At 70.7% G+C, this 19769-nt stretch carries 19 protein-coding genes and 1 pseudogene; 2 read left to right on the top strand and 18 right to left on the bottom strand.

Annotated elements, in window-relative coordinates; translation table 11 throughout:
* The first annotated feature begins 11 nt into the window (after positions 1–11).
* Positions 12–1004 (top strand): NAD(P)-dependent oxidoreductase, encoded by a 993-nt coding sequence (locus tag KBX53_RS01285; protein WP_030329343.1) that lies wholly within the window; start codon positions 12–14, stop codon positions 1002–1004.
* 86 nt (positions 1005–1090) lie between these two features.
* Here KBX53_RS01285 and KBX53_RS01280 read toward each other — a convergent pair whose 3' ends face one another.
* Together KBX53_RS01280 and KBX53_RS01275 are read right to left on the bottom strand one after the other, a co-directional pair.
* Positions 1091–2476, bottom strand: a complete 1386-nt coding sequence (locus KBX53_RS01280) for a glycoside hydrolase family 6 protein (RefSeq protein ID WP_210857538.1) — start codon at positions 2474–2476, stop codon at positions 1091–1093.
* A 207-nt stretch (positions 2477–2683) separates the two neighbouring features.
* Positions 2684–4078 carry a PLP-dependent aminotransferase family protein gene (locus KBX53_RS01275; RefSeq protein WP_210857537.1) on the bottom strand — a complete coding sequence of 465 codons (1395 nt, stop codon included), beginning with the start codon at positions 4076–4078 and terminating at the stop codon, positions 2684–2686.
* A gap of 28 nt (positions 4079–4106) precedes the next feature.
* Between KBX53_RS01275 and KBX53_RS01270 the strand changes: the two genes are divergently transcribed.
* Positions 4107–5030 carry a DMT family transporter gene (locus tag KBX53_RS01270; RefSeq protein ID WP_309140689.1) on the top strand — a complete coding sequence of 308 codons (924 nt, stop codon included), beginning with the start codon at positions 4107–4109 and terminating at the stop codon, positions 5028–5030.
* Between the two features lie 58 nt (positions 5031–5088).
* Here the strand turns inward: KBX53_RS01270 and KBX53_RS01265 are convergent, their stop codons facing one another.
* The 16 genes and pseudogenes from KBX53_RS01265 to KBX53_RS01190 form a co-directional block, all read right to left on the bottom strand.
* Positions 5089–6066, bottom strand: coding sequence for a carbohydrate kinase family protein (locus KBX53_RS01265; protein WP_210857535.1), 978 nt, complete (start codon positions 6064–6066; stop codon positions 5089–5091).
* 14 nt (positions 6067–6080) lie between these two features.
* Positions 6081–7526, bottom strand: coding sequence for an adenosylhomocysteinase (gene ahcY / locus KBX53_RS01260; protein WP_210857534.1), 1446 nt, complete (start codon positions 7524–7526; stop codon positions 6081–6083).
* Between the two features lie 105 nt (positions 7527–7631).
* On the bottom strand, positions 7632–9167 hold the full coding sequence (locus tag KBX53_RS01255; RefSeq protein ID WP_210857533.1) for a peroxidase family protein: 1536 nt from the start codon (positions 9165–9167) through the stop codon (positions 7632–7634).
* 82 nt (positions 9168–9249) lie between these two features.
* Entirely contained in the window at positions 9250–10635 is a 1386-nt protein-coding gene (locus tag KBX53_RS01250) for an acetyl/propionyl/methylcrotonyl-CoA carboxylase subunit alpha (protein WP_210857532.1), read from the bottom strand.
* 2 nt (positions 10636–10637) lie between these two features.
* The gene (locus KBX53_RS01245) at positions 10638–11075 is read right to left on the bottom strand and encodes a biotin/lipoyl-containing protein (protein ID WP_030329351.1); all 438 of its coding nucleotides are present in this window, start codon (positions 11073–11075) and stop codon (positions 10638–10640) included.
* Positions 11062–12723 carry an acetyl-CoA carboxylase carboxyltransferase subunit alpha gene (locus KBX53_RS01240; protein ID WP_210857531.1) on the bottom strand — a complete coding sequence of 554 codons (1662 nt, stop codon included), beginning with the start codon at positions 12721–12723 and terminating at the stop codon, positions 11062–11064. Before KBX53_RS01240 ends, KBX53_RS01245 begins: the two co-directional genes overlap by 14 nt.
* On the bottom strand, positions 12720–13190 hold the full coding sequence (locus KBX53_RS01235; RefSeq protein ID WP_210857530.1) for an SRPBCC family protein: 471 nt from the start codon (positions 13188–13190) through the stop codon (positions 12720–12722). The genes KBX53_RS01240 and KBX53_RS01235 overlap by 4 nt, the downstream gene beginning before the upstream one ends.
* A 4-nt stretch (positions 13191–13194) precedes the next feature.
* Positions 13195–13452: an acyl carrier protein gene (locus tag KBX53_RS01230; RefSeq protein ID WP_030329356.1), complete on the bottom strand. Its 258-nt coding sequence runs from the start codon at positions 13450–13452 to the stop codon at positions 13195–13197.
* Positions 13449–13910, bottom strand: a complete 462-nt coding sequence (locus KBX53_RS01225) for a cupin domain-containing protein (protein WP_081883721.1) — start codon at positions 13908–13910, stop codon at positions 13449–13451. The genes KBX53_RS01230 and KBX53_RS01225 overlap by 4 nt, the downstream gene beginning before the upstream one ends.
* A 2-nt stretch (positions 13911–13912) precedes the next feature.
* The gene (locus KBX53_RS01220) at positions 13913–14920 is read right to left on the bottom strand and encodes a class I SAM-dependent methyltransferase (RefSeq protein WP_309140688.1); all 1008 of its coding nucleotides are present in this window, start codon (positions 14918–14920) and stop codon (positions 13913–13915) included.
* On the bottom strand, positions 14917–15258 hold the full coding sequence (locus KBX53_RS01215; protein ID WP_124861433.1) for a TcmI family type II polyketide cyclase: 342 nt from the start codon (positions 15256–15258) through the stop codon (positions 14917–14919). Before KBX53_RS01215 ends, KBX53_RS01220 begins: the two co-directional genes overlap by 4 nt.
* Positions 15259–15262: 4 nt before the next feature.
* Positions 15263–16885, bottom strand: coding sequence for an FAD-dependent oxidoreductase (locus KBX53_RS01210; protein ID WP_210857529.1), 1623 nt, complete (start codon positions 16883–16885; stop codon positions 15263–15265).
* Complete coding sequence (locus tag KBX53_RS01205; protein WP_030329365.1) at positions 16878–17204, bottom strand: antibiotic biosynthesis monooxygenase; 327 nt, start codon at positions 17202–17204, stop codon at positions 16878–16880. Before KBX53_RS01205 ends, KBX53_RS01210 begins: the two co-directional genes overlap by 8 nt.
* 15 nt (positions 17205–17219) lie before the next feature.
* The gene (locus tag KBX53_RS01200; protein ID WP_210857528.1) at positions 17220–18278 is read right to left on the bottom strand and encodes a methyltransferase; all 1059 of its coding nucleotides are present in this window, start codon (positions 18276–18278) and stop codon (positions 17220–17222) included.
* Positions 18275–19495: a ketosynthase chain-length factor gene (locus KBX53_RS01195; RefSeq protein WP_210857527.1), complete on the bottom strand. Its 1221-nt coding sequence runs from the start codon at positions 19493–19495 to the stop codon at positions 18275–18277. Before KBX53_RS01195 ends, KBX53_RS01200 begins: the two co-directional genes overlap by 4 nt.
* Positions 19492–19769, bottom strand: a pseudogene (locus tag KBX53_RS01190) (beta-ACP synthase); the annotation flags it as partial. The gene KBX53_RS01195 and the pseudogene KBX53_RS01190, both read right to left, overlap by 4 nt.

The following is a 19769-nucleotide window of genomic DNA, read 5'->3' as shown; positions in this document are numbered from 1 at the left end:
GGAAGCGAGCAATGCGAATTCTTGTCACCGGGGGCGCCGGATTCATCGGCTCCCACCTCTGTGAATTCCTGGTTGAGCAAGAACACGACGTCACAGTGCTCGACGAGCTGTCCACTGGTTCGGTGGCAAACCTCGCCAGTTGCCTGGACGCCGGCACCGTACGCCTGGTCGAGGGGTCGATCCTCGACCGGGACCTGGTGAACGAGTGCGTCCGCGGCAAGGATCTGGTCTTCCATCTCGCCGCCGCCGTCGGCGTGCGAACCATCGTCGACAGTCCCCTGCACTCACTGCGGGTCAACCTGTACGGCACGGAGAACGTCGTCGAGGCGGCGGTCACGCACGGCGTGCCGTTCGGCGTCACGTCGACCAGCGAGGTGTACGGCAAGAACGACGCCGACGGGCTCCGCGAGGACGCCGACCGGATCCTGGGGTCCCCGCTGCTCAGCCGGTGGTCGTACGCGGCGGCCAAGGGTCTCGACGAGTTGGTGGCGCACATCCGCGCGTCCGAGACGGGCACCCCCTGCGTGAGTTACCGACTGTTCAACGTCGTCGGACCGCGGCAGACCGGCCGGTACGGCATGGTCCTGCCGCGGTTCGTCACGCAGGCGCTCAACCACGAACCGATCACCGTGTACGGCGACGGCACGCAGCGCCGGTGCTTCGGGTCGGTCTACGACGTGGTGCCCGCGATCGTCAAGCTGCTGCAGACCCCGGCGGCGCACGGTAGGGCGGTGAACCTCGGCGGGCGTGAGGAGGTCTCCATCCGCGGACTGGCCGAGAAGATCAAGGATTTCACCGGCTCGACCAGCGACATCCAGACGGTGCCGTACGAGGTCGCCTACGGTAGCGGCTTCGAGGACATGGCCCGCCGCATGCCGGATCTGTCACTGGCCCACGAACTCATCGGCTACACCGCCCGCTACGACCTCGACGACATCGTGCGGTCAGTCGTCACCGACATGCAGCGCGCAGGCGAACGCGAGTCGCTGCTGGCCGCCCCGTAACTCCGGACTCCCGGTCGCGTCGCCACGGCAGGGACCGGCCCGGCGCGGAGAGTGTCCTCCGCGCCGGGCCGTGACATCGGATCGGGTCAGGCGGTCACACACTCCGCCAGCACACCCGGGCCGGTGCCGGTGCCCTGGAAGCCGAAGTTGGTCGACTGCCGGCCGGCGACCCGGCCGTTGTAGCTCACGTTGGTGAACTCGACAGTGCCGCTGGAGCCGCTGGCCTGGGCGTTCCAGGTGCCGGTGACTCCGGCGCCGCCGGGCAGCACGATGGTCACGGTCCAGCCGTTGATGTCCGACTTGCCGGCGGTGACCGTCACGCTCGCGGTGAAGCCCTCGGCCCACTGGTTGATCGCCACCGATGCGTAGCAGCCGTCACCGGCCGGCGGCGTCGTATTCGGCGGGGTGACCGGCGGCGTGGTCGGCGGGGTCGTGGTCGGCGGCGTGGTGGTCGGCGGCGTCGTGGTGGGCGGGGTGGTGGTCGGCGGGTTCGGCGCGCCGTTGGCCAGGCTGAAGGCCAGATCGGGCTGGAACGAACCGGCAGTGAAGCGGCAGCCGTCCGCCTCACCCGGCGGCTTCACCCAGAGGTACGCGTCGATGTTGTTGTCGCCGGTGTTGGTCGTCGGGTACTGACCGATGCGCCGGTCGGTGTTGTCGTCGCCGCACCAGTCCCCGCTGGCGCCCCCGTTACGGCTGGTGTCGATGACCTGGCGCTTGCCCGAGATCCCCATGCCGTTGAGGGAGGAGATGACCGCCCGGCCGAAGTTCGCCTCGTTGGAGGTGGAGTTGTAGTTCGACACGTTGGTGAAGAAGCCGTCGGCGTACTGCACGCCGGCCGCCCGGAGCCGGTTGGCCGTCTCACCGGCGCTGTTCCAGGTGGAGTGGCCGCCGTCGAGGTACACCTTGGCGTTGGGGTTGCCCGACTTGATGGTGCGGGTGGCCGTCGAGATCGCCTGGTTGCGCGCGTTGATCTCGTTGGTGTTCAGGCAGGTCAGCAGGGCGAGCGAGTCGGTTTCCAGGATGATGATGACGGTCTGGTTGCCGAGTCCCCTGGCGAAGTTGGACACCCACGTCTGGTACTGGTTGAGGTCCGGCGCCCCACCGGCGCTGGCCCCGCCGCAGTCCCGGTTGGTGATCTCGTAGACCGCCAGCACCGGGATCTGCTGCGCCGCGTTGGCGGCGCCGATGAACCCGGAGACCTCGGACTGCACCGTCGAGGGGTTGAAGTTGGCGAACCAGCGCGCCTGCGGCTGACTCGCGATCTTGTCGCGGATGACGGCGGCACGCGAGTCACCGGGGTTGGCGGCGACCCAGCGGACGACGGCCGAGCTCGGGTCGCGGTAGAGCGACCCGGACAGTGTGCCGGCGGATGCGCTGCTGACGGCGAGGCAGACGCCGACAGCGGTGGCGCCCGCGACGGCCGCCACACCGATGGCCGCCGATCTGCGGCGGAGCGAGGAGAGGATGGCCACGTCGTGTTGCCTCCAGATCACATAGATGTGTCCAAGTTCATGGGAGCGTTCCCAGGACGGTAGCGGAGGCGCGCGCCGCTGCCAAGACGTGGACGCCCGTCGATGGGGCAATTGCCCGCGTTTGTAGGTCAAAGGCTCATGCGGCTCAACGCGACGCGGCTGTCGCCGGACATCCAGGCAGTGGTCAGTGCGAGGTCGGGGCGAGCGCTATGACCGGCCGAGTGCGACAGCGAGTCGGCGGACCGCTTCGTCCATCAACTCCGCCGGGGCAGCCGCGTACGTGAGGCGCAGGTGGGGCGCTGGAGCCTCGGCTGCGTACCAGGGCCGGCCGGGGAAGACGATGACGCCCGCGGCGGCAGCGGCGGCGGACAACGCCACGTCGTCAGTGCCGTCGGGAAGCCGGACCCACAGGTGCAGCCCACCGCGCGGAACGCCCTGCGGGGTCAGCGACGGCACGTGCCGCGCCAGCGCGGACAGCAGCGCCTCGCGCCGGGAGCGCAGCTCGTTTCGCAGGTTACGACGATGCCGGGCCCAGGCAGGTGCGGTGACGAACTCCAACGTGGCCTGTTGCAGCGGCCCGGCGACGAAGAAGTCGTCGAGCAGCCGGGCAGCCCGCAGTCGGGTGCCAGCCGGACCGCGCGCACCGATCGCGGCGACCCGGAGGCCGGGTGCGGCGGATTTGGTCAGCGAGCGCAGGTAGATGACGTGCCCGTCCGGGTCGTCGGCGGCCAGTGGCGGCGGCGGGTCGCCGTCGATGGCCAGGTCGCGGGCGTAGTCGTCCTCGATCAGGAACGCCCCGGCGGCGCGAACCTCGGCCGCGACCGCCGCTCGGCGCTGGACGGCGAGCGTCGCGCCGTGCGGGTTGGCGTAGAGCGGCTGGCAGTAGAACAGCCGGGCGCCGGTACGGGCAAACGCGACGGCGAGCTGGTCGGGCCGTACGCCATCGACGTCGGCGGGCACGGGCACCAGTCGCAGGCCCGCCGCGCGGGCGGCGGCCAGCGCGCCCAGGGAGGTCGGGGACTCCACGAGCAGGGTGTCGCCGGGCGTGGTCAGCGCGCGCAGCGTCGACGACAGTGCGGCCTGCCCGCCGGGGCAGATCACCATGTCGTCGGGGCGCAGCCCCGTGCCGGCCTCGCGGGCGAACCAGGCGCGCAGATCCTCGCGCCCCTCGGCCGGCCCGCGCTCCCAGGAGGACGGCTGCCGGGCCGCGCGGGCCAACGCCGCGCCGAGCGGGCCGGCGGGCTGAAGATTCGGCTCCAGATAACCACCGGACAGCGGACTCGCACCTGCGGGCGGTAACGCGAGTAACGCCTGCATCTCCTCCTCGCCCGGCCGGCGGGGGCCGAGCGGCACCGTCTGCCACGACAGGTCGGGCGCGCTCCGCTGGGCTGGCCGACCGGCCACAAAGGTGCCCCGGCCCGATCGGGTCTCGATCAGGCCCTCCGCAACGAGCTGCCGGATCGCCGCTGCCACCGTCACCGGGGAGGCGTGGTGGCGGGCGGTCAGCTCGCGTACCGAGGGCAGGCGCGTGCCTGCTGCCGCCGCGTCCACCAGGCTCCGCAGATCTTGAACAACAGAATCAACAGCGTTACCGTTGCCCATGACGGTACAGAGTAGCGCTACTGCCCCGGTGACGATAACAGCGGGACGCGGCGCCGGCCTCGCCCTCGGCGCACTGGGGGTGCTCGCCTTCAGCATGTCGCTGCCGGCCACCCGCCTCGCGGTGCAGGATCTCGACCCGTGGTTCGTCGCCTTCGGCCGGGCGGTCGGCGCGGCGCTGCTGGCGTACGCGTACCTGCGGTTCACCAGAGCGCCGCGACCCACCCGGGGCCAGTGGCAGCGGCTCTCGATCGTCGCGCTCGGTGTCGTCGTCGGCTTTCCACTGTTCACGTCGCTCGCGCTCACCACGCAGACCTCCGCGCACGGCGCGGTGGTCATCACGGTGCTGCCCGCCATGACGGCCGTCTTCGCGGTGCTGCGGTCGAACGAGCGCCCGCCCCCGTTGTTCTGGATCGCCACTGTCGCTGGACTGCTGTCGGTGCTCACGTTCCTCGCCGCCAGCGGCGCGGTGCACGGCGCCCTCTCCCTCGCCGACCTGTTCCTGCTGGCAGCGGTCGTGCTCTGCGGCCTCGGGTACGCCGAGGGCGGCGCGCTCGCCCGCGAGCTCGGCGGGGCCCGGACGATCTGCTGGGCGTTGCTGCTCTCCCTGCCTGCCACGGTGCCCATCACGGCCGTGGCGGCCGTCGCCCGTCCCCCACAGGCGGACGCCGTCGTCTGGTCGGCGTTCGGTTACCTCACCGTCGTCTCGATGTTCCTCGGCTTCTTCGCCTGGTACGCGGGCCTCGCCCGGGGTGGCATCGCCAAGGTCGGCCAGATTCAGCTGGCCCAGCCCGTACTGACCCTGATCTGGTCGGCGCTGCTGCTCGACGAGACCGTCACACCCGCCTCGATCGCGGCGGCGGTGGTGGTGCTGGCCTGCGTCGTGCTGATCCAGCGAACCCGGGCCAGCACCCAGGTGACAGTGCCCGCGTCGGCGACACAGCCCGGTCGCTGACCGTCACGACGGCGGATCCGTGCTCCTCGCCGGAGGCCAGCGCCGCCGGCCGGCCCGGTCAGACCGGCGCCAGGCCCAACGCGCGCACGTCGACCGCTACCTCACTGCCGTACGACTCGACGATGCGGCGCTCGAAAACGTCGGCGTCGACGGTGTATTCCTGCGGGCCCTCGACCTCCAGCACGTGCGCCGCCAGCACGCAGCCCACCTGTGCCGCCCGCTCGATGGGCAGGTCCGCGGCGAGCGCGGCGAAGAAGCCGGCCCGGAAGCCGTCGCCGACGCCGGTCGGGTCGACGATGGCGCCCACCCGCGGCGCCGGGACCAGGAACTCGCCGTCGCGCCCGGTGATCCGTACCCCGTTGGCGCCCAGGGTCACGACCCGCACGCCCACCCGGCGCAGGATGTCGTCCTCGCTCAGGCCGGTCTTCGACTCCAGCAGCGCCGCCTCGTACTCGTTCGTCAAGAGATAGCGCGCACCGGTGATCATCGCCTCGATGTCGGCCGACGACATCCGGGCCAGCTGCTGCGACGGGTCGGCGGCGAAGGGCAGGCCCAGTCGGCGGCAGGCGGCGGCACGGGCGAGCATGGTGTCCGGATTCTCCGCGGCGACGATGACGAGCCGGAGGCCGCCGGCCCGGGTGGCGACACCGTCGAGGCTGATCCGGTCGGGCTCGCCCATCGCACCCGGATAGAACGACGCGATCTGGCAGAGGTCGGTGTCGGTGGTGCAGATGAACCGTGCGGTGTGTGCGATGGAGCTGACCTGCACCTCCGAGCAGTCGACCCCGTTGCGCTCGAGCCAGCTGCGGTAGTCGCCGAAGTCGCCACCGACCGCGCCGAGCAGCACCGGCCGGTGCCCGAGTTGAGCCAGCCCGAAGGCGATGTTGGCAGCGACCCCGCCGCGACGGACGACGAGGTCGTCGACGAGGAACGAGAGCGAGACGGTGTCGAGGCTGCCGGCGACGAGTTGCTCGGCGAACCGCCCCGGGAAGCGCATCAGATGGTCGGTCGCGATCGAACCGGATACGGCGATCATGCGGACGGGCCCTCTCAGTAGCGGTAGTGGTCGGGCTTGTAGGGCCCCTCGACCGGGACACCGAGGTAGTTGGCTTGTTCCTTGGTCAGCTCGGTGAGGCGCACACCCAACGCGGCGAGGTGGAGTCGGGCGACCTTCTCGTCCAGGTGCTTGGGGAGGGTGTGGACACCGACCGGGTACTGGTCGGTGCGGGTGAACAGCTCGATCTGCGCGATGGTCTGGTTGGCGAAGCTGTTCGACATCACGAAGCTCGGATGTCCGGTGGCGTTGCCGAGGTTCAACAGCCGCCCCTCGGACAACACGATGATCGAGTGGCCGTCCGCGAACCGCCACTCGTCCACCTGCGGCTTCACCGTGATCCGCTCGACGTCCCCGCGTTTCGCGAGACCGGCCATGTCGATCTCGTTGTCGAAGTGACCGATGTTCCCCACTATCGCCTGGTGCTTCATGCTGGCCATGTGCTCGTTGGTGATCACACTGAAGCAGCCCGTCGCGGTCACGAAGATGTCAGCGGTCTCGACAACGTCATCGATGGTCGCGACCTGGTAGCCGTCCATCGCCGCCTGCAGGGCGCAGATCGGGTCCACCTCGGTCACGATGACCCGCGCGCCCTGACCGCGCAGACTCTCGGCGCAGCCCTTGCCAACGTCGCCGTAACCGAACACGACGGCGACCTTCCCGCCGATCAGCACATCGGTGGCCCGGTTGATCCCGTCGATCAGCGAGTGCCGGCAGCCGTACTTGTTGTCGAACTTGCTCTTGGTCACCGAGTCGTTGACGTTGATCGCCGGGAACAGCAGGTTCCCCGCCTGCTGCATCTCGTACAGCCGGTGCACACCGGTGGTGGTCTCCTCGGTCACGCCCCTGATCCCGGCGGCGACCCGCGTCCAGCGACGGTTGTCCTCCCGCAGCGACCGGGTCAACACACCGAGGATGACCTCGTACTCCTCGGAGTCCGCGCTCTCCGGCGACGGCACCGCCCCGATCGCCTCGAACTCGGCACCCTTGTGCACCAGCAACGTGGCGTCACCACCGTCGTCGAGGATCATGTTCGGGCCCTGCCCGTCCGGCCAGAGCAGCACCTGCTGGGTGCACCACCAGTACTCGTCGAGGGTCTCGCCCTTCCAGGCGTAGACCGGGACGCCCGCCGGGGCGTCCGGGGTGCCGGCCGGACCGACCACGATCGCTGCCGCCGCGTGGTCCTGGGTCGAGAAGATGTTGCAGGAAGCCCACCTGACCTGCGCGCCGAGCGCCACCAGCGTCTCGATCAGCACCGCCGTCTGAATCGTCATGTGCAGCGAGCCGGTGATCCGCGCACCCTTCAGCGGCTGCCGCGAGGCGAACTCCCTCCGGATCGACATCAGCCCCGGCATCTCGTGCTCGGCCAGCTCGATCTCCTTACGCCCGAAGGCCGCCAACGACAGGTCCGCCACCTTGAAATCGCTGAAGTTGCCAGTCATGCCCGCACCCTCCCCCAGCGGCGTCGAGGACCGTTGGAGTCCGGTTCAACGGTGCTCATGCGCCGCACCCGGGCCGCCTGGAGCCCGGGTGCGGCGCAGGAGCTGTCAGGAGTTGCGGCTGGCCGGGTCGACCCGGGCGTACGTGAGCAGGTCCGCCATCGTGAACTGGCCGGAGAAGCGGGCGGGCAGGGTCGGGCGCCATCTGGGCTGCACGGTCAGGTAGCTCGCCGGGTCGAGTTGGGCGACGCCGATGAGCACCTCCGCCACGATCCGCCCACCCACCGCGCCCAACGAGCCGCCGCCGGCCTGGAGCTGCGCCTCCTTGAGGATGTAGTAGAAGAGCGGGGTGTTGGCGTCCAGGCCGAGGCCGTACCCACTGAGCTCGGGGAAGTTGAAGCTGCCGAGCGCAGGCGCCCCGATGTGCGCGGCGATCCGCTGGCCCGACGGGATGCCGAAGGTCAACTGCCGGAGCAGGTCGCGGCCGAGCAGGTTGGCCGACGGCGAGCCGGACGGCGGCGGTGGCAGCGGGAAACCGAACAGCGGTGTCGAGTTGCGCACGTCGATCCACTTGCTCCAGCGCACCTGGCCGTCGAAGAACTGGAACCAGAACTGGTAGTCGAGGTAGCGGCGGGCGGCCCGCTTCCCGCCGCGCAGGTCGGCCGGGTCGGCGCCGCCCAGCGCCGAGTCGAAGAGCATGGCGTAGAACTCGTCGCCGCCGTTGCCGGTGCGGTTGACCAGGTAGGCCGGTCGCGGCTGGCTGTGGCCGAAGCGGAACGCCGCGGCGGTGAACTCGACCGGGATGAATGTCGCGTTCGGCTCCGGCCGGTAGAAGCGCCGGCCTCCGCTGAGCACTGTGGAGACCGCGCCCGGGCCGGCGATCAGCGGGAGAAACTCGTTGAGCACGATCCACTGGTAGTGCCAGGTGACGAGCCTGCGGGCGGCGGCGAAGACCTGCGACTCCGCTGTGCCCTGGGCGCGCACCAGGTCGACCACCCGGTTGTGGAAGAGGATGAACGCGGCAGTGATCTGCGCGATCGGCAGGTTCTCGTCGTTGCGGGGGTCGAAGACGATCGCCTTACCGCTGGAGTTGCGCGGCAGGTCCTCGAAGCGCCCGCCCGACTCGATCCTGAGTTTGGCGGGGTCGGATGAGGTGTACAGCTCCGGGTTCCCGGTCGGTCCGGCACCGTAGAGCGAGTCGAGGTCGAGGGCCGGCGTCCGGGGATTGGGCACCGTGGTCGGGTCGACCGGCGTGCCCAGCGGCGCCGTCGTCTCGAAGGCCAGGTCGTGGTCGACGAACTGCCCGAAGTACGTCATGCCCTGCGGGACCGAGAAGTTGTCGGGGTTGTTGATGCTGTGTTGCTGCAGGTCGGAGAGGGCCTCGGCGCCGACACCGAGCGGGTCGCGGGCGTCCATCGGGCCACCGACGCGGGACAGGTCGATCAGCGCGTTCCGCATCTGGGTCGTCGCCGACCCGAACGCCGGTAACGACGGGAACATCCGACCGAACCGGTTGGAGAACGCGGCCGCCGCCGGCGCCGCGTCGAGCAGGACTCCCCCGGTGCCGGCGAGGAACGCGCCCGCGCCGACTCCGGCCAACAGTCGCCGTCGGCTGACACCTGGAGAAGCGTTGCCAATTGCCATGTCGGCCACCTTCCGTCCGCGGGCGCCCGCGTGGACGCACGGGCGGTAAACCCGCGAACCGGCAGCAGTGTGAACCCTTCCCTTAGTGGCGCTCTGGAGCTTCGGTGGTGTCCGGCTGGAGACCGGTGAGCATGGTGTCGACAAGCGAGGTGTCGTGTTTGGCGGCGCGGAACAGCGAATGGTCGAGCGTCGATCGGAGGAAGTCCCGGGTGGTGGCCACACCCGGCCCTTCGACGGCGCACTCGTCGAGGGCGCGGGCCATCCGGGCCAGCGCCTGGGTCCGGTCAGGCGCCCAGACGACCACCTTCGCGAGCAGCGAGTCGTAGTCGGCCGGCACCCGGTAGCCGGCGTACCCGTGCGTGTCGACCCGGACGAACGGGCCGGCGGGCAGGTCGAAGCGGGTCAGCTCACCCGGCGTCGGAACGAAGCCGCGCGCCGGGTCCTCGACGTTGAGGCGGCACTCGATCGCCGTACCACGTGGCACCACCTCGGCCTGGGTCAGTGCGAGCCGTTCGCCGGCCGCGACGAGGATCTGTTGCCGCACCAGGTCGACGCCGGTCACCAACTCGGAGACCGGGTGTTCGACCTGCAGGCGGCAGTTGACCTCCATGAGGTGGAAGTCGTCCCCGCCGCCGACCAGGAACTCGAACGTGCCCGCGCCCACGTAGCCGACGCCGAGTGCGCCGGTGACCGCGGCGGCGGTCATCCGGTCGACAAGGTGTTGCGGCAACCCGGGCGCGGGTGACTCCTCGATCAGTTTCTGGTGACGCCGCTGCACCGAGCAGTCGCGCTCGCCGAGGTGGACGCCGTTGCCGTAACGGTCGGTGAGCACCTGCACCTCGACGTGGCGCGCCGATTCGAGGTAACGCTCGATGTAGACCCGGTTGTCGCCGAAGAGCAGCTGCGCCTCGGCCCGCGCGGTGGCGAACTCGCCCAGGAACGAGGCCGGGGCGCGGACCACCCGAACGCCCCGGCCGCCACCACCGGCGACCGCCTTGATGATCAGCGGAAAGCCGATCTCCTCCGCCACCGCGCGGGCGTGGGCCGCCGACTCGACGGCGTCGGTGGTGCCGGGGAGCACCGGCAGGCCGAGGCCCGCCATGATGCCCCGCGTCCGGGCCTTGTCGCCCAGCGCGGCCATCACGGCGGGCGGCGGCCCGATGAACGTGATCCCGTCGGCCGCACAGATCTCGGCGAAGTCCGGGTCCTCGGAGAGGAAGCCGTAACCCGGGTGGATCGCGTCGGCCCCCGTGCGGCGGGCCGCCTCGATGATGGCCGGGGCGCTCAGGTAGCTGCGCCGGCTCGGGCCCGGCCCGATCTGGACGGCCTCGTCCGCCAACCGCACCACCGCAGAGTCGCGGTCGACTGTCGAGTAGACAGCAACTGTCCGCAGCCCCATCTCCCGGCAGGTCCGCGCGATGCGGACCGCGATCTCGCCCCGGTTGGCGATCAGCACCGACTCGAACACCGTCAGTCCTCCGACACAGCTAAGGCGATCAGCCGCTCGCCGTACTCGACCGGAGTCGCGTTGGGCACCAGTACCTTCACGACCTCGCCCGCACGGTCGGCCTCAACCGGGATCATCATCTTCATCGCTTCCAGGATCGCGACCTGCTGGCCGGCCACGACCTGGTCGCCCTCCCGAACGAACGGGTCGGCGCCGGGCGACGGCGCGAGGTAGAGCGTCGCGACCATCGGCGCGCACACGTAGTGCAGCCCGGCGTCGGCCTCCACCGGCGGGGCCGCCGGGGCTGCCGCCACCACAGCCGCGCCGTCCGGCCACTCCACCTCGACCACCAGGTCGCCGTGCTGGAGTCGGGCGCGACGGACCGGGCCTGGCGTCGATCCGATCAGCCGCGCGAGGCTGCGGACCGCGGCGTCCAGCGGGTCGGCGTTACCCTCCGGCATTCGTCACACCTCCGATCTGTCGGAAGCGGGCCCGGCGATGGACCCGCACCTCCTCGCGGTGCAGACCGGCCAGCTCCGCCAACGCGTCGACGACCGCCCGGTGTACGGCCGACGCGGTCGCACCGGGATCGGCCGGCGCCCCGCCGGGCGGTTCGGGAACCACCCCGTCGACGATGCCGAGCGCGAGCAGGTCGCCGGCCTGGAGTTTGAGCTGTGCGGCGGCCTCGTCGGCCCGGCCGGAGTCGTTCCAGAGGATCGCGGCGCAACCCTCCGGGCTGATCACCGAGTACGTCGCGTTCTCGAGCATCAGCACCCGGTTGCCGACGCCGAGGGCGAGCGCACCCCCGCTGCCGCCCTCGCCGGTCACCACCGCGACGACCGGCACCGTCAGCCCGGCCATCAGTCGGATGTTGTCGGCGATGGCGAGGGCCTGCCCGTTCTCCTCCGCCGAGATGCCGTGGTAGGCCCCGGGTGTGTCGATCAGCGTCACGATCGGCGCGCCGAGCTTCTCGGCCAGGCGCATCAGCCGGGCCGCCTTGCGGTAGCCGGCCGGTGTCGCCATGCCGAAGTTGCGGCTGGCCACCTCGGCGACCGTGTGGCCCTTCTGGTGGCCGATCACCACGACCGGCCGCCCGTCGATCAGGCCGACGCCGCCGACGATCGCCGGGCAGTCACTCGCGAGCCGGTCGCCGTGCAGCTCCACGAAGCCGTCCACGAAGTGGCCGATGTAGTCGAGCGTGGAGGGGCGACCGAGAGCACGGGACCGTGCCACGACCGTCCACGGGTCCGCCGGGTCGGCGGGCGCGGTCGCCCGTACCCGGGAGTGCTCCGGGGTGAACGGCCCGGCCGCCGCGAAGGCCAGCAGCCGGGCGATGGTCGGCCGCAGGTTCGACCGGGGTACCAGGTCGTCGAGCATGCCGCGGGCAAAGAGGTACTCGGCGGTCTGGAAGCCGGCCGGCAGTGGCTGGCGCAGCGTCTGCTGGATCACCCTCGGCCCGGCGAAGCCGAGGCGGGCCCCCGGCTCGGCGAGAATGACGTCGCAGAGGGTCGCGAACGATGCCGCGACGCCACCGTAGGTCGGGTCGCTGACCAGCGAGATCGTCAGGACCCCCGCCTCGTCGAGGGCACCGAGCGCCGCGCTGGTCTTGGCCATCTGCATGAGCGACAGGGCGCCCTCCTGCATCCGGGCACCGCCGGAGGCGCTGACGATCAACAGCGGCGTACGGGTCTCCAGTGCCAACTCGGCGGCCCGGGTGATCCGCTCACCGACACCCGCGCCGAGGCTGCCGCCGAGGAACCGGAAGTCCATCACCGCGGCGATCAGCGGCTGCCCCTCGACAGTGCCCCGGACACAGACGACTGCCTCGTCCAGCCCGGTACGCCGACGGGCGGCTTCGAGCCGCTGCGGGTAGGGCTTGGTGTCGACGAACCCGAGCGGATCACCGAACGCGCCGACCGGGGGCAGCTCCTCGACCGAGTCGAGGTCGAAGAGCTGCTCGATCCGCTGGTGCGCGGTGACCTGGTCGTGGTGGTCGCACTCCGGGCAGACGCCCAGGTTGCGCTCGACACGGCGCTGGTAGAGCAGCGCCCGGCAACCCGGGCAGACCAGCCAGCTCTTACCGACGGGCGTGTTGACGGTGGCGGTCATGACTGCCCGCGTTCGGCCGCGGCCTTCTCCACGATCTCCCGGATGCGTGCCTGCTGCTCACGTGTGGTCCGGTTGAGGTGGGCGGTCATGCCCTCGTCGTCGGCGTGCCCGCCCGGGCGCATCTCGAAGTCCTGCACCCACCGCATCCGCACGCCGCCGTCCGGGATCTCGGTGTACTCCCAGAACAGGTTCATGTACTTGAACGCGCCGGTCTCCAGCCGTCGGGCCCGCACCACCCGGTCGGCGCGGTCGGGCACCCGCTCGGAGACCCAGCTCCAGACCCGGCCGGCCGGGTCGGGGTGCATCGTCAGGCGGAAGACGACGGCCCCGTCGGCGGACGTCGAGAGCACTTCCGTGCTGGCGTACTCACTGAACAGGGAGGGCCAGTTGGGGATGTCGTTGGTCAGGTCCCAGACGAGGTCGAACGGTGCGTTGATGACGACCGCGTTGTCAGTGTGTCCGGCCATGGGTTCACCGATCCGCGAGTCGTTGGTTGACGTAGTCGACGGCGAGCCGGGGCGTCTGCATGATCGACACGGCGTCGTCGGGGATGCGCACCTCGTACTCCTGCTGCACCCGCGCCGCCAGTTCCAGCAGCGCGAGCGAGTCGTAGCCGAGGTCTTCGAACGGCGCGTCGAGCGTCGCCGGGTCGGCCCAGTCGGTCTGCTCGACCACGCCGGAGCTGCTCTCCAGGATCCGGCGCAGGTCGTCGAGGGTCAGCTGGCTCATGAGTTTCCTCCCGTCGGTCGCTGCCACCCGTCGCGGACGCCGCCGACCTGCGGCACCGGCGACTCGGGGTGCGGGACCTCCTCGGTGTCGACGTGGCCCAGTTCGGGGCGGGGTGCGAGCGGACTGATCTGGAACACGATCAGCGCGGTCTCACCACCGGCATTGACGATGCGGTGCCGCTGGCCGCGACGGACCATGAGAGCTTCGTCGGCCGCGAGCTTGACCTCCGTGCCGTCGACCCGGATCACCACCTCGCCGCGCACCAGATAACAGAACTTGTCCGAGTACGGGTTGTACTGCTCCGCCAGGAACTCGCCCGGCTCCAGCCGGACCGTGCCCATGAAGCCCTCCGTCGCGTCGACGGTCTTCGGGCTGAGCAGGATCCGCACCTCGCCGCCGATCCGGTTGATGCCGGGCACGTCGGTGGCGGCGACCTTCACTACCGGTTGCCGATGCATGGTCATCCCTTCTCTGCGACGAGCACGCGGAACGGCAGGTCCGTCGGGTGGACGGTGGCCGGGCCGAAGCCCGCCGCGGCGAGGGCCCGGTTGTAGGCGGCGACGGAGTGCGACTCCCCCTCGAAGGTCCAGACCAACATCAGCACCGAGAAGAGGTACGGCGCCGGGTCCAGCGCCGGCGACTCGTCGCCGGTGGTGAAGCCGACGATGACCAGCCGGCCACCCTGCTTGACCACGGAACCGAGCCGTTTCACCAGCTCGTGCACCCGCTCCTCGGAGAAGTGGTGGGTGACGTTGGTGAGCAGCGCGACGTCGGAGGGGCCCCCGAGATCGGTGGGGAACATGTCACCGGGCAGGAACGACGCCCGGTCGCGTACGCCGAGCCGCTCGGCGTGCTTCTCGGTCACGGCGAGCACGTTGGGCCAGTCCAGCGAGGTCACCGTCGCCTGCGGGTTGTGCTGCGCGAGCGTGTAACCGTAGACGCCGTGGCCGCAGGCGACGTCGAGGATGTCGAGCTCGGCGCGCTCCTTCGCCCACGGCGCGAGCGCCTCGGCCATCACCTCGGCGGTCGGCTGGGCGACCTTCGTCGCGTACGCGGCGAAGTCCTCCCAGTAGCTGTACTCCGGGGTTTCGGCGTGCACGTCCAGGACGGTGCCGCCCTCCCGTACGGCGGCGCTGAGGTCGCGCAGCGCGTCCCACTCCCAGTCGCTCGACATCACCTTGACCATCCCGCCCAGGTAGTCGGGACGGGTGCTGACCAGGTGGTCGGCGGCCGCCGGGGTGAGCGAGAAGTGCTCGCCGGTCCGGTCGGTGAGCCGGATCGCGGTGAGCGCGTCGAGCAGGATGCGCGCGCCGCGCGGGTGGATGCCGAGCTTCGGGGCGAGCCCACCGGCCGTCGCCGGGCCCGCGGCCAGGGCGTCGAAGACGCCCAGCTCGACGCCGGTACGCAGCAGGCTCGTCTTCTTGTATGCCTGCATCATCTCGTTGATGTCGCGGCGGGTCAGCGTCACGTGATGCTCCCTGTCTCGGGGCTCCAGGTGTAGAAGGGCGTGGCCAACGAGTCCTGCAGCTCGGTCATGCTGTCCGGCGCGTAGCGCTGCAGGTAGGCCGAGAGGCGGCGGTTGACCTCCTGGAAGTCCGCGCGGGCACGGGCCGCGAGGAGCTTGTCGAAGACGTCGGTGTCCGCCTCGAGCAGGTGCATGTAGAGGTCCTGGTAGCGGAAGAGGGTGCGCCGCGAGATGCCGACGACGTGGGGCATGTCGCCCTTGTCGTGTTCGGCGAAGAGCTCGGCGACGGCGTCGGCGTGACCGGGGGCCATCCGCATGACCATGAGGGCGCGGTAGGACATCTGCTCACGCCCCCCGCAGGATCGTGGCCAGGGCGGCGGCCAGGGTCTGCGCCTTGTCGTCCACCGGGCCGGCACTGCGCCAGGCGACGATGCCGTCGGGGCGTACCAGCAGCGCGCCGCCGGTGCCGACGCCACAGCTGGCGAGCCACGAGCCGTCGTCGGCGAGGTCGCCGTCGGGGCCGGCGGTCAGTGCCCGGATCGGGACGCCGGTCTGCGAGGCGACGGTCTCGGCCGCCGCGAGCCACGTGTCGTCGCCGGGTGCGGTGGCCAGCGTCCAGCCCTCGGTCAGCACGTCGATCGTGGAGACCCGGCTGCCGTGGTGGTCGACCCAGCCGTGCGGCGCGCGCGATCCGGGTTGGCCGGTGAAGCTCAGCTCGCGGGGCAGCAGCTCGGTGTCGGCGGGCGCGCCGACGATCGCGTTCGAGGTGTAGCGGTAGCCCATCGTCACGATGACGAAGTCCCGATAGGCGGCCTTGTCCTCGTCGGCGAGCTGCCCCCGGGTGCGGAACAGCATCCACGCCTGGTCGGCGGTGGCCGCGCCGACCGGACGACGCTCGGCCTCGTAGGAGTCGAGCAGGCTCTCGTCGGCGTGCCCCTGGAGCACCTCGGCGAGCTTCCACGCCAGGTTGTGCGCGTCCTGTATGCCGGCGTTGACGCCGAAGCCACCGGCCGGGGGATGCGCGTGACAGGCGTCGCCGGCGAGGAAGACCCGCCCCGACCGGTACGCGTCGGCGACCATGTGCCGCGCGTCCCAGGGCTGGGCCGACTCGACCTCCACCTCCAGCTCGGGGTCGCCGGCGGCGATCCGGGCCAGCTCGACGCAGCGCTCCGGCGTGAAGTCGGCCGGCGACTGCCCCCGCTCGGGGTAGTAGTTGACGCCGAACATCCACCGCCCCGGCTCGATGAAGAGCAGCAGGCCCTGGGCCAGCTGGTTCATCAGGTAGATCAGGGTGAACCGTGGTGCGGTGTCGGGCAGGTCGACCTTGGCGCGGAAGATGATGCTGACGAAGTTCCCGGCGACACCGTTGCTGCGGTTTCCGATCTGGAGCATGTCGCGGACGGGGCTCTTCACGCCGTCGGCCGCGACGACGTAACGCGCCCGGATCGTGCGGGTGGTGCCGTTGTCGTTGACTGTCGCTGTCACGCCGTCGGAGTCCTGGACCAGCCCGACCAGCTCGTTCTGGAAGCGGATCTCCGCGCCCGCTTCGACGGCGGCGTCGAAGAGCAGCGGCTCGTAGTGGTCCTGGCCGCACCAGATCGGCCAGCTCGGGGTGAACGCGTCGTAGTCGACGTCGTGGGCCTCCATGACGAACGACTTGTGGAGGTCGGCCAGCGACTGGGCGCCGAGCATGACCAGTGGCGTGGCGCGGCCGGCGCGGACGAGGTCGAGTTCGGCGCCCGGCCCGACGATCTTCATGCCGGCCTCCTGCACGGCCGGCTCCAGGCCGACGGTGCGGAAGATCTCCACCGTGCGGGCGTGCAGACCGGTCGCGCGGGGGATCGTCGACAGCCGGGGCCGACGTTCGACCAGGATCGGCCGGATCCCCTTACGGGCCAGGAAGAGCGCGGTCGACAGGCCGACCGGGCCACCGCCGACGATCAGGACGTCGGTGCTTCCGTCAGACATGAGCGTCCTCCGTGTAGACGACTTTGTAGAGGTGGCGTTCCGGCGTGGCGATCGCGCGTACCTCGCCGAAGTGCGGATGGACCTCGGGGTTCTGCAGCATCGCGGTGAAGTGCTCCTCGCTCTTCCACTGCGCGTAGTTGACGACCCGGGTGCCGTCGAGGCTGGCGTGGATGTTCGCCGACACGAACCCGTCCACCTTGGACATCACCGTGTCGGTCGCCTCGATCAGGATGTCGACGAGCTTCTGCTGGTTGGCCGGCTCGACGGTGAAGACGTTGACCATCGTCACGACCGGCTGGTCGATGCCGATGTGTGCCATTGCGGGCTTCCTTTCCTAGATCGGACGCGCTTCGAGCAGGGCCCAGCCGCGGGACGCGGGGGTGTTGACCAGCTCGAAACCGGACGCGGTGAACAGCGCCTGCCACTCGCGGAGGTCGCGCTCCTTGCCGCCGAAGAGCACCAGCATGTCGATGTCGATGATCTTGGCGTGGTCCCACTGGTTGCGGGGCGGCACGATCTGGTCGATCGCGATCAGGCGGGAGTCGGCGTCGCCGATCGCCGCCCGGATCCGACGCAGCAGCGTGACGCAGGTGTCGTCCGGCCAGTTGTGGACGATCGACTTCAGGATGTACGCGTCGGCACCGGCCGGCAGCTCGTCGGTGAAGAAGTCGCCGCCGCGCACCTCGACGCGCTCGGTGACCCCGAGCTCCTTGAGCAGCGGTTCGGCGTCGGCCACCACCTCGGGCAGGTCGAAGAGGACGCCGGTGCCCTCGGGGTGGCGCTGGAGCATCTTGGCCAGGAAGTAACCGTTGCTGCCACCGATGTCGGCGATCCGGCCGAACCGCTCGGGCGCCAACTCCGTCGCGAACCGGTCGGCGAGCCGCCGGCTCCAGTGGGCCATGAAGCCCTCGAAGAACCGGTTGGCCTCCGGGTGGGCCTGCAGGTAGTCGTAGAAGCCCATGCCGAAGACCTTGTTGAAGGCAGGCTCGCCGGTCCGGACACTGTGCAGGATCTCCGCGTACGGGAGGCGGTTGAAGTCGGCGCCGCTGAACTGCACCATCGGCCGCAGCCCGCCGATCCGGGCCGACGTCAGCCCCTCGCCGAGCGGCGTCAGCGCGAACGACCCGTCCTCCTGCTCGTCGAAGATGCCGACCGCCGCGGCGGCGCGGAGGATGCGGCGCAGCGCGTCCTCGTGTGACTCGGTCGCCGCCGCCAGTTGGGCGACCGGCACCGGCCCGTTCACGAGCAGGTCGGCGACGCCCAGCTCGGTGACCACATAGATCACGTTGGCGATCTGTTTGGCGCTTCCCAGCACCGCGATCTGCCGTTCACGCAGGTCAAGTGCCTGCTGCTCGTCCAAGTTGGCGACGGCGGCGAGGCTGGCGTCGGTCATCGTCCATTCCTTTCGTCGGTCACGACCATGGCCGCGTTGAACCCGCCGTAGCCCCTGGCGAGCACGAGCGCCGCGCGTACGGGTGTCTCCCGCGCGACGTCGCGTACCAGGTCGAGTCGCAGGCCCTCGGCCGGCTGGCGGATGTTGGTGGTGGGCGGGATGACGCCGTGTCGGATCGACAACAGCGCGGAGACCAGGTCGAGCGCCGCCCCGCCCGAGTAGAGCCGGCCGGTCATCGTCTTGGGCGCGGTCACCGGCACCCCTCGGGGGCCGAAGACGGCGCTGATCGCCTCGGCCTCGACACGGTCGAGCTCCGCGACCCCGGCGCCGTCGGCGAAGACGACGTCGATGTCGGCTGGCGTGAGACCGGCGTCGGACACTGCCATCTCGGCCGCCCGACGCAGACCCGACGGGCGGCCGGAGCCGGGCCGGGGGTCGAACGTCGCGCCGTACCCGGCGATCACCCCGTAGACGGCGGCTCCGCGCCGGGCCGCCGCGTCCGCGTCCTCCAGCACGAGGATCGCCCCGCCCTCGCCGGGCACGTAACCCGACGCGTTGGCATCGAACGGCAGGAACGCCGTGGCCGGATCCCGCCCGGTGCTGAGCAGGCCGTTGGCGAGCTGGGCCGTCCAACCCCACGGGCAGAGCGACGCGTCGACCCCACCGGTCATCACGAGCTGCACGCCCTTGCGCACCTGTCGCCGGGCCTGCGCCACCGCGTCGAGCCCACCCGCCTGCTCGGTGACGAGCACCCCGGTCGGCCCCCGCATCCCGTGACGGATCGAGATCTGACCGGTGTTGACGGCGTAGAACCAGGCGAACGACTGGTAGGCGCTGACGTGCTCGGAGCCCTTGCTCCAGAGCTTCTCCAGCTCACGGTGGCCGAACTCGAAACCACCCGACGCGCTGGCCGTGACCACACCCATGCCGAACTCGGGCAGCGCCGACGGGTCGACGGACGCGTCGGCCAGGGCCCACTGCGCCGCCGTCAGCGACAACCGGGTCATGTGATCGGTCTGCGCCATCAACCGGCTCGGGATGTGCTCGGCCGCCTCGTATCCGGGAACCTCGCCGGCCAGCTGCGCCGGGTAACCCGAGGGGTCGAAACGGCTGATCGGCCCGATGCCACCCACCCCGGCGACGGTGGCCGCCCAGAAGGCGTCGCGTCCCAACCCGTTGGGCGCGGCCACCCCGACTCCGGTGACGACAGTGGTCATGCCACACGCGCCAGGAGCATCGCGCTCTGGAAGCCGCCGAACCCGCTGCCCACGCTCAACACCACGTCGGTCTGCTGCTCGCGCGCGGTCAGCGGCACGTAGTCGAGGTCGCACTCCGGGTCGCGTTCGTGCAGGTTGGCTGTCGGCGGCACCACGCCGTGCTTGATCGCCAGGGCCGACGCCGCGATCTCGATGGAGCCGATCGCACCGAGCGAGTGGCCGATCATCGACTTGATCGAGCTGACCGGCGTGCGGTACGCGTGGTCGCCGAGGC

Source organism: Micromonospora sp. M51 (assembly GCF_018070305.1).
In the GTDB taxonomy this organism is placed as follows: domain Bacteria; phylum Actinomycetota; class Actinomycetes; order Mycobacteriales; family Micromonosporaceae; genus Micromonospora; species Micromonospora parva.
Note: the sequence above shows the minus strand (reverse complement) of the source record. Positions and strands in the feature narration are given on the sequence as shown.

What these genes read in the sequence shown, in the direction of transcription:
- KBX53_RS01215 (WP_124861433.1), bottom strand. Translation starts at nt 15,258, where the DNA reads ATGTCCTACCGCGCCCTCATGGTCATGCGGATGGCCCCCGGTCACGCC.
- ahcY (WP_210857534.1), bottom strand. Translation starts at nt 7,526, where the DNA reads ATGACTGGCAACTTCAGCGATTTCAAGGTGGCGGACCTGTCGTTGGCG.
- KBX53_RS01265 (WP_210857535.1), bottom strand. Translation starts at nt 6,066, where the DNA reads ATGATCGCCGTATCCGGTTCGATCGCGACCGACCATCTGATGCGCTTC.
- KBX53_RS01205 (WP_030329365.1), bottom strand. Translation starts at nt 17,204, where the DNA reads ATGGCACACATCGGCATCGACCAGCCGGTCGTGACGATGGTCAACGTC.
- KBX53_RS01245 (WP_030329351.1), bottom strand. Translation starts at nt 11,075, where the DNA reads ATGCCGGAGGGTAACGCCGACCCGCTGGACGCCGCGGTCCGCAGCCTC.
- KBX53_RS01230 (WP_030329356.1), bottom strand. Translation starts at nt 13,452, where the DNA reads ATGAGCCAGCTGACCCTCGACGACCTGCGCCGGATCCTGGAGAGCAGC.
- KBX53_RS01285 (WP_030329343.1), top strand. Translation starts at nt 12, where the DNA reads ATGCGAATTCTTGTCACCGGGGGCGCCGGATTCATCGGCTCCCACCTC.
- KBX53_RS01235 (WP_210857530.1), bottom strand. Translation starts at nt 13,190, where the DNA reads ATGGCCGGACACACTGACAACGCGGTCGTCATCAACGCACCGTTCGAC.
- KBX53_RS01240 (WP_210857531.1), bottom strand. Translation starts at nt 12,723, where the DNA reads ATGACCGCCACCGTCAACACGCCCGTCGGTAAGAGCTGGCTGGTCTGC.
- KBX53_RS01225 (WP_081883721.1), bottom strand. Translation starts at nt 13,910, where the DNA reads ATGCATCGGCAACCGGTAGTGAAGGTCGCCGCCACCGACGTGCCCGGC.
- KBX53_RS01275 (WP_210857537.1), bottom strand. Translation starts at nt 4,078, where the DNA reads ATGGGCAACGGTAACGCTGTTGATTCTGTTGTTCAAGATCTGCGGAGC.
- KBX53_RS01255 (WP_210857533.1), bottom strand. Translation starts at nt 9,167, where the DNA reads ATGGCAATTGGCAACGCTTCTCCAGGTGTCAGCCGACGGCGACTGTTG.
- KBX53_RS01210 (WP_210857529.1), bottom strand. Translation starts at nt 16,885, where the DNA reads ATGTCTGACGGAAGCACCGACGTCCTGATCGTCGGCGGTGGCCCGGTC.
- KBX53_RS01195 (WP_210857527.1), bottom strand. Translation starts at nt 19,495, where the DNA reads ATGACCACTGTCGTCACCGGAGTCGGGGTGGCCGCGCCCAACGGGTTG.
- KBX53_RS01200 (WP_210857528.1), bottom strand. Translation starts at nt 18,278, where the DNA reads ATGACCGACGCCAGCCTCGCCGCCGTCGCCAACTTGGACGAGCAGCAG.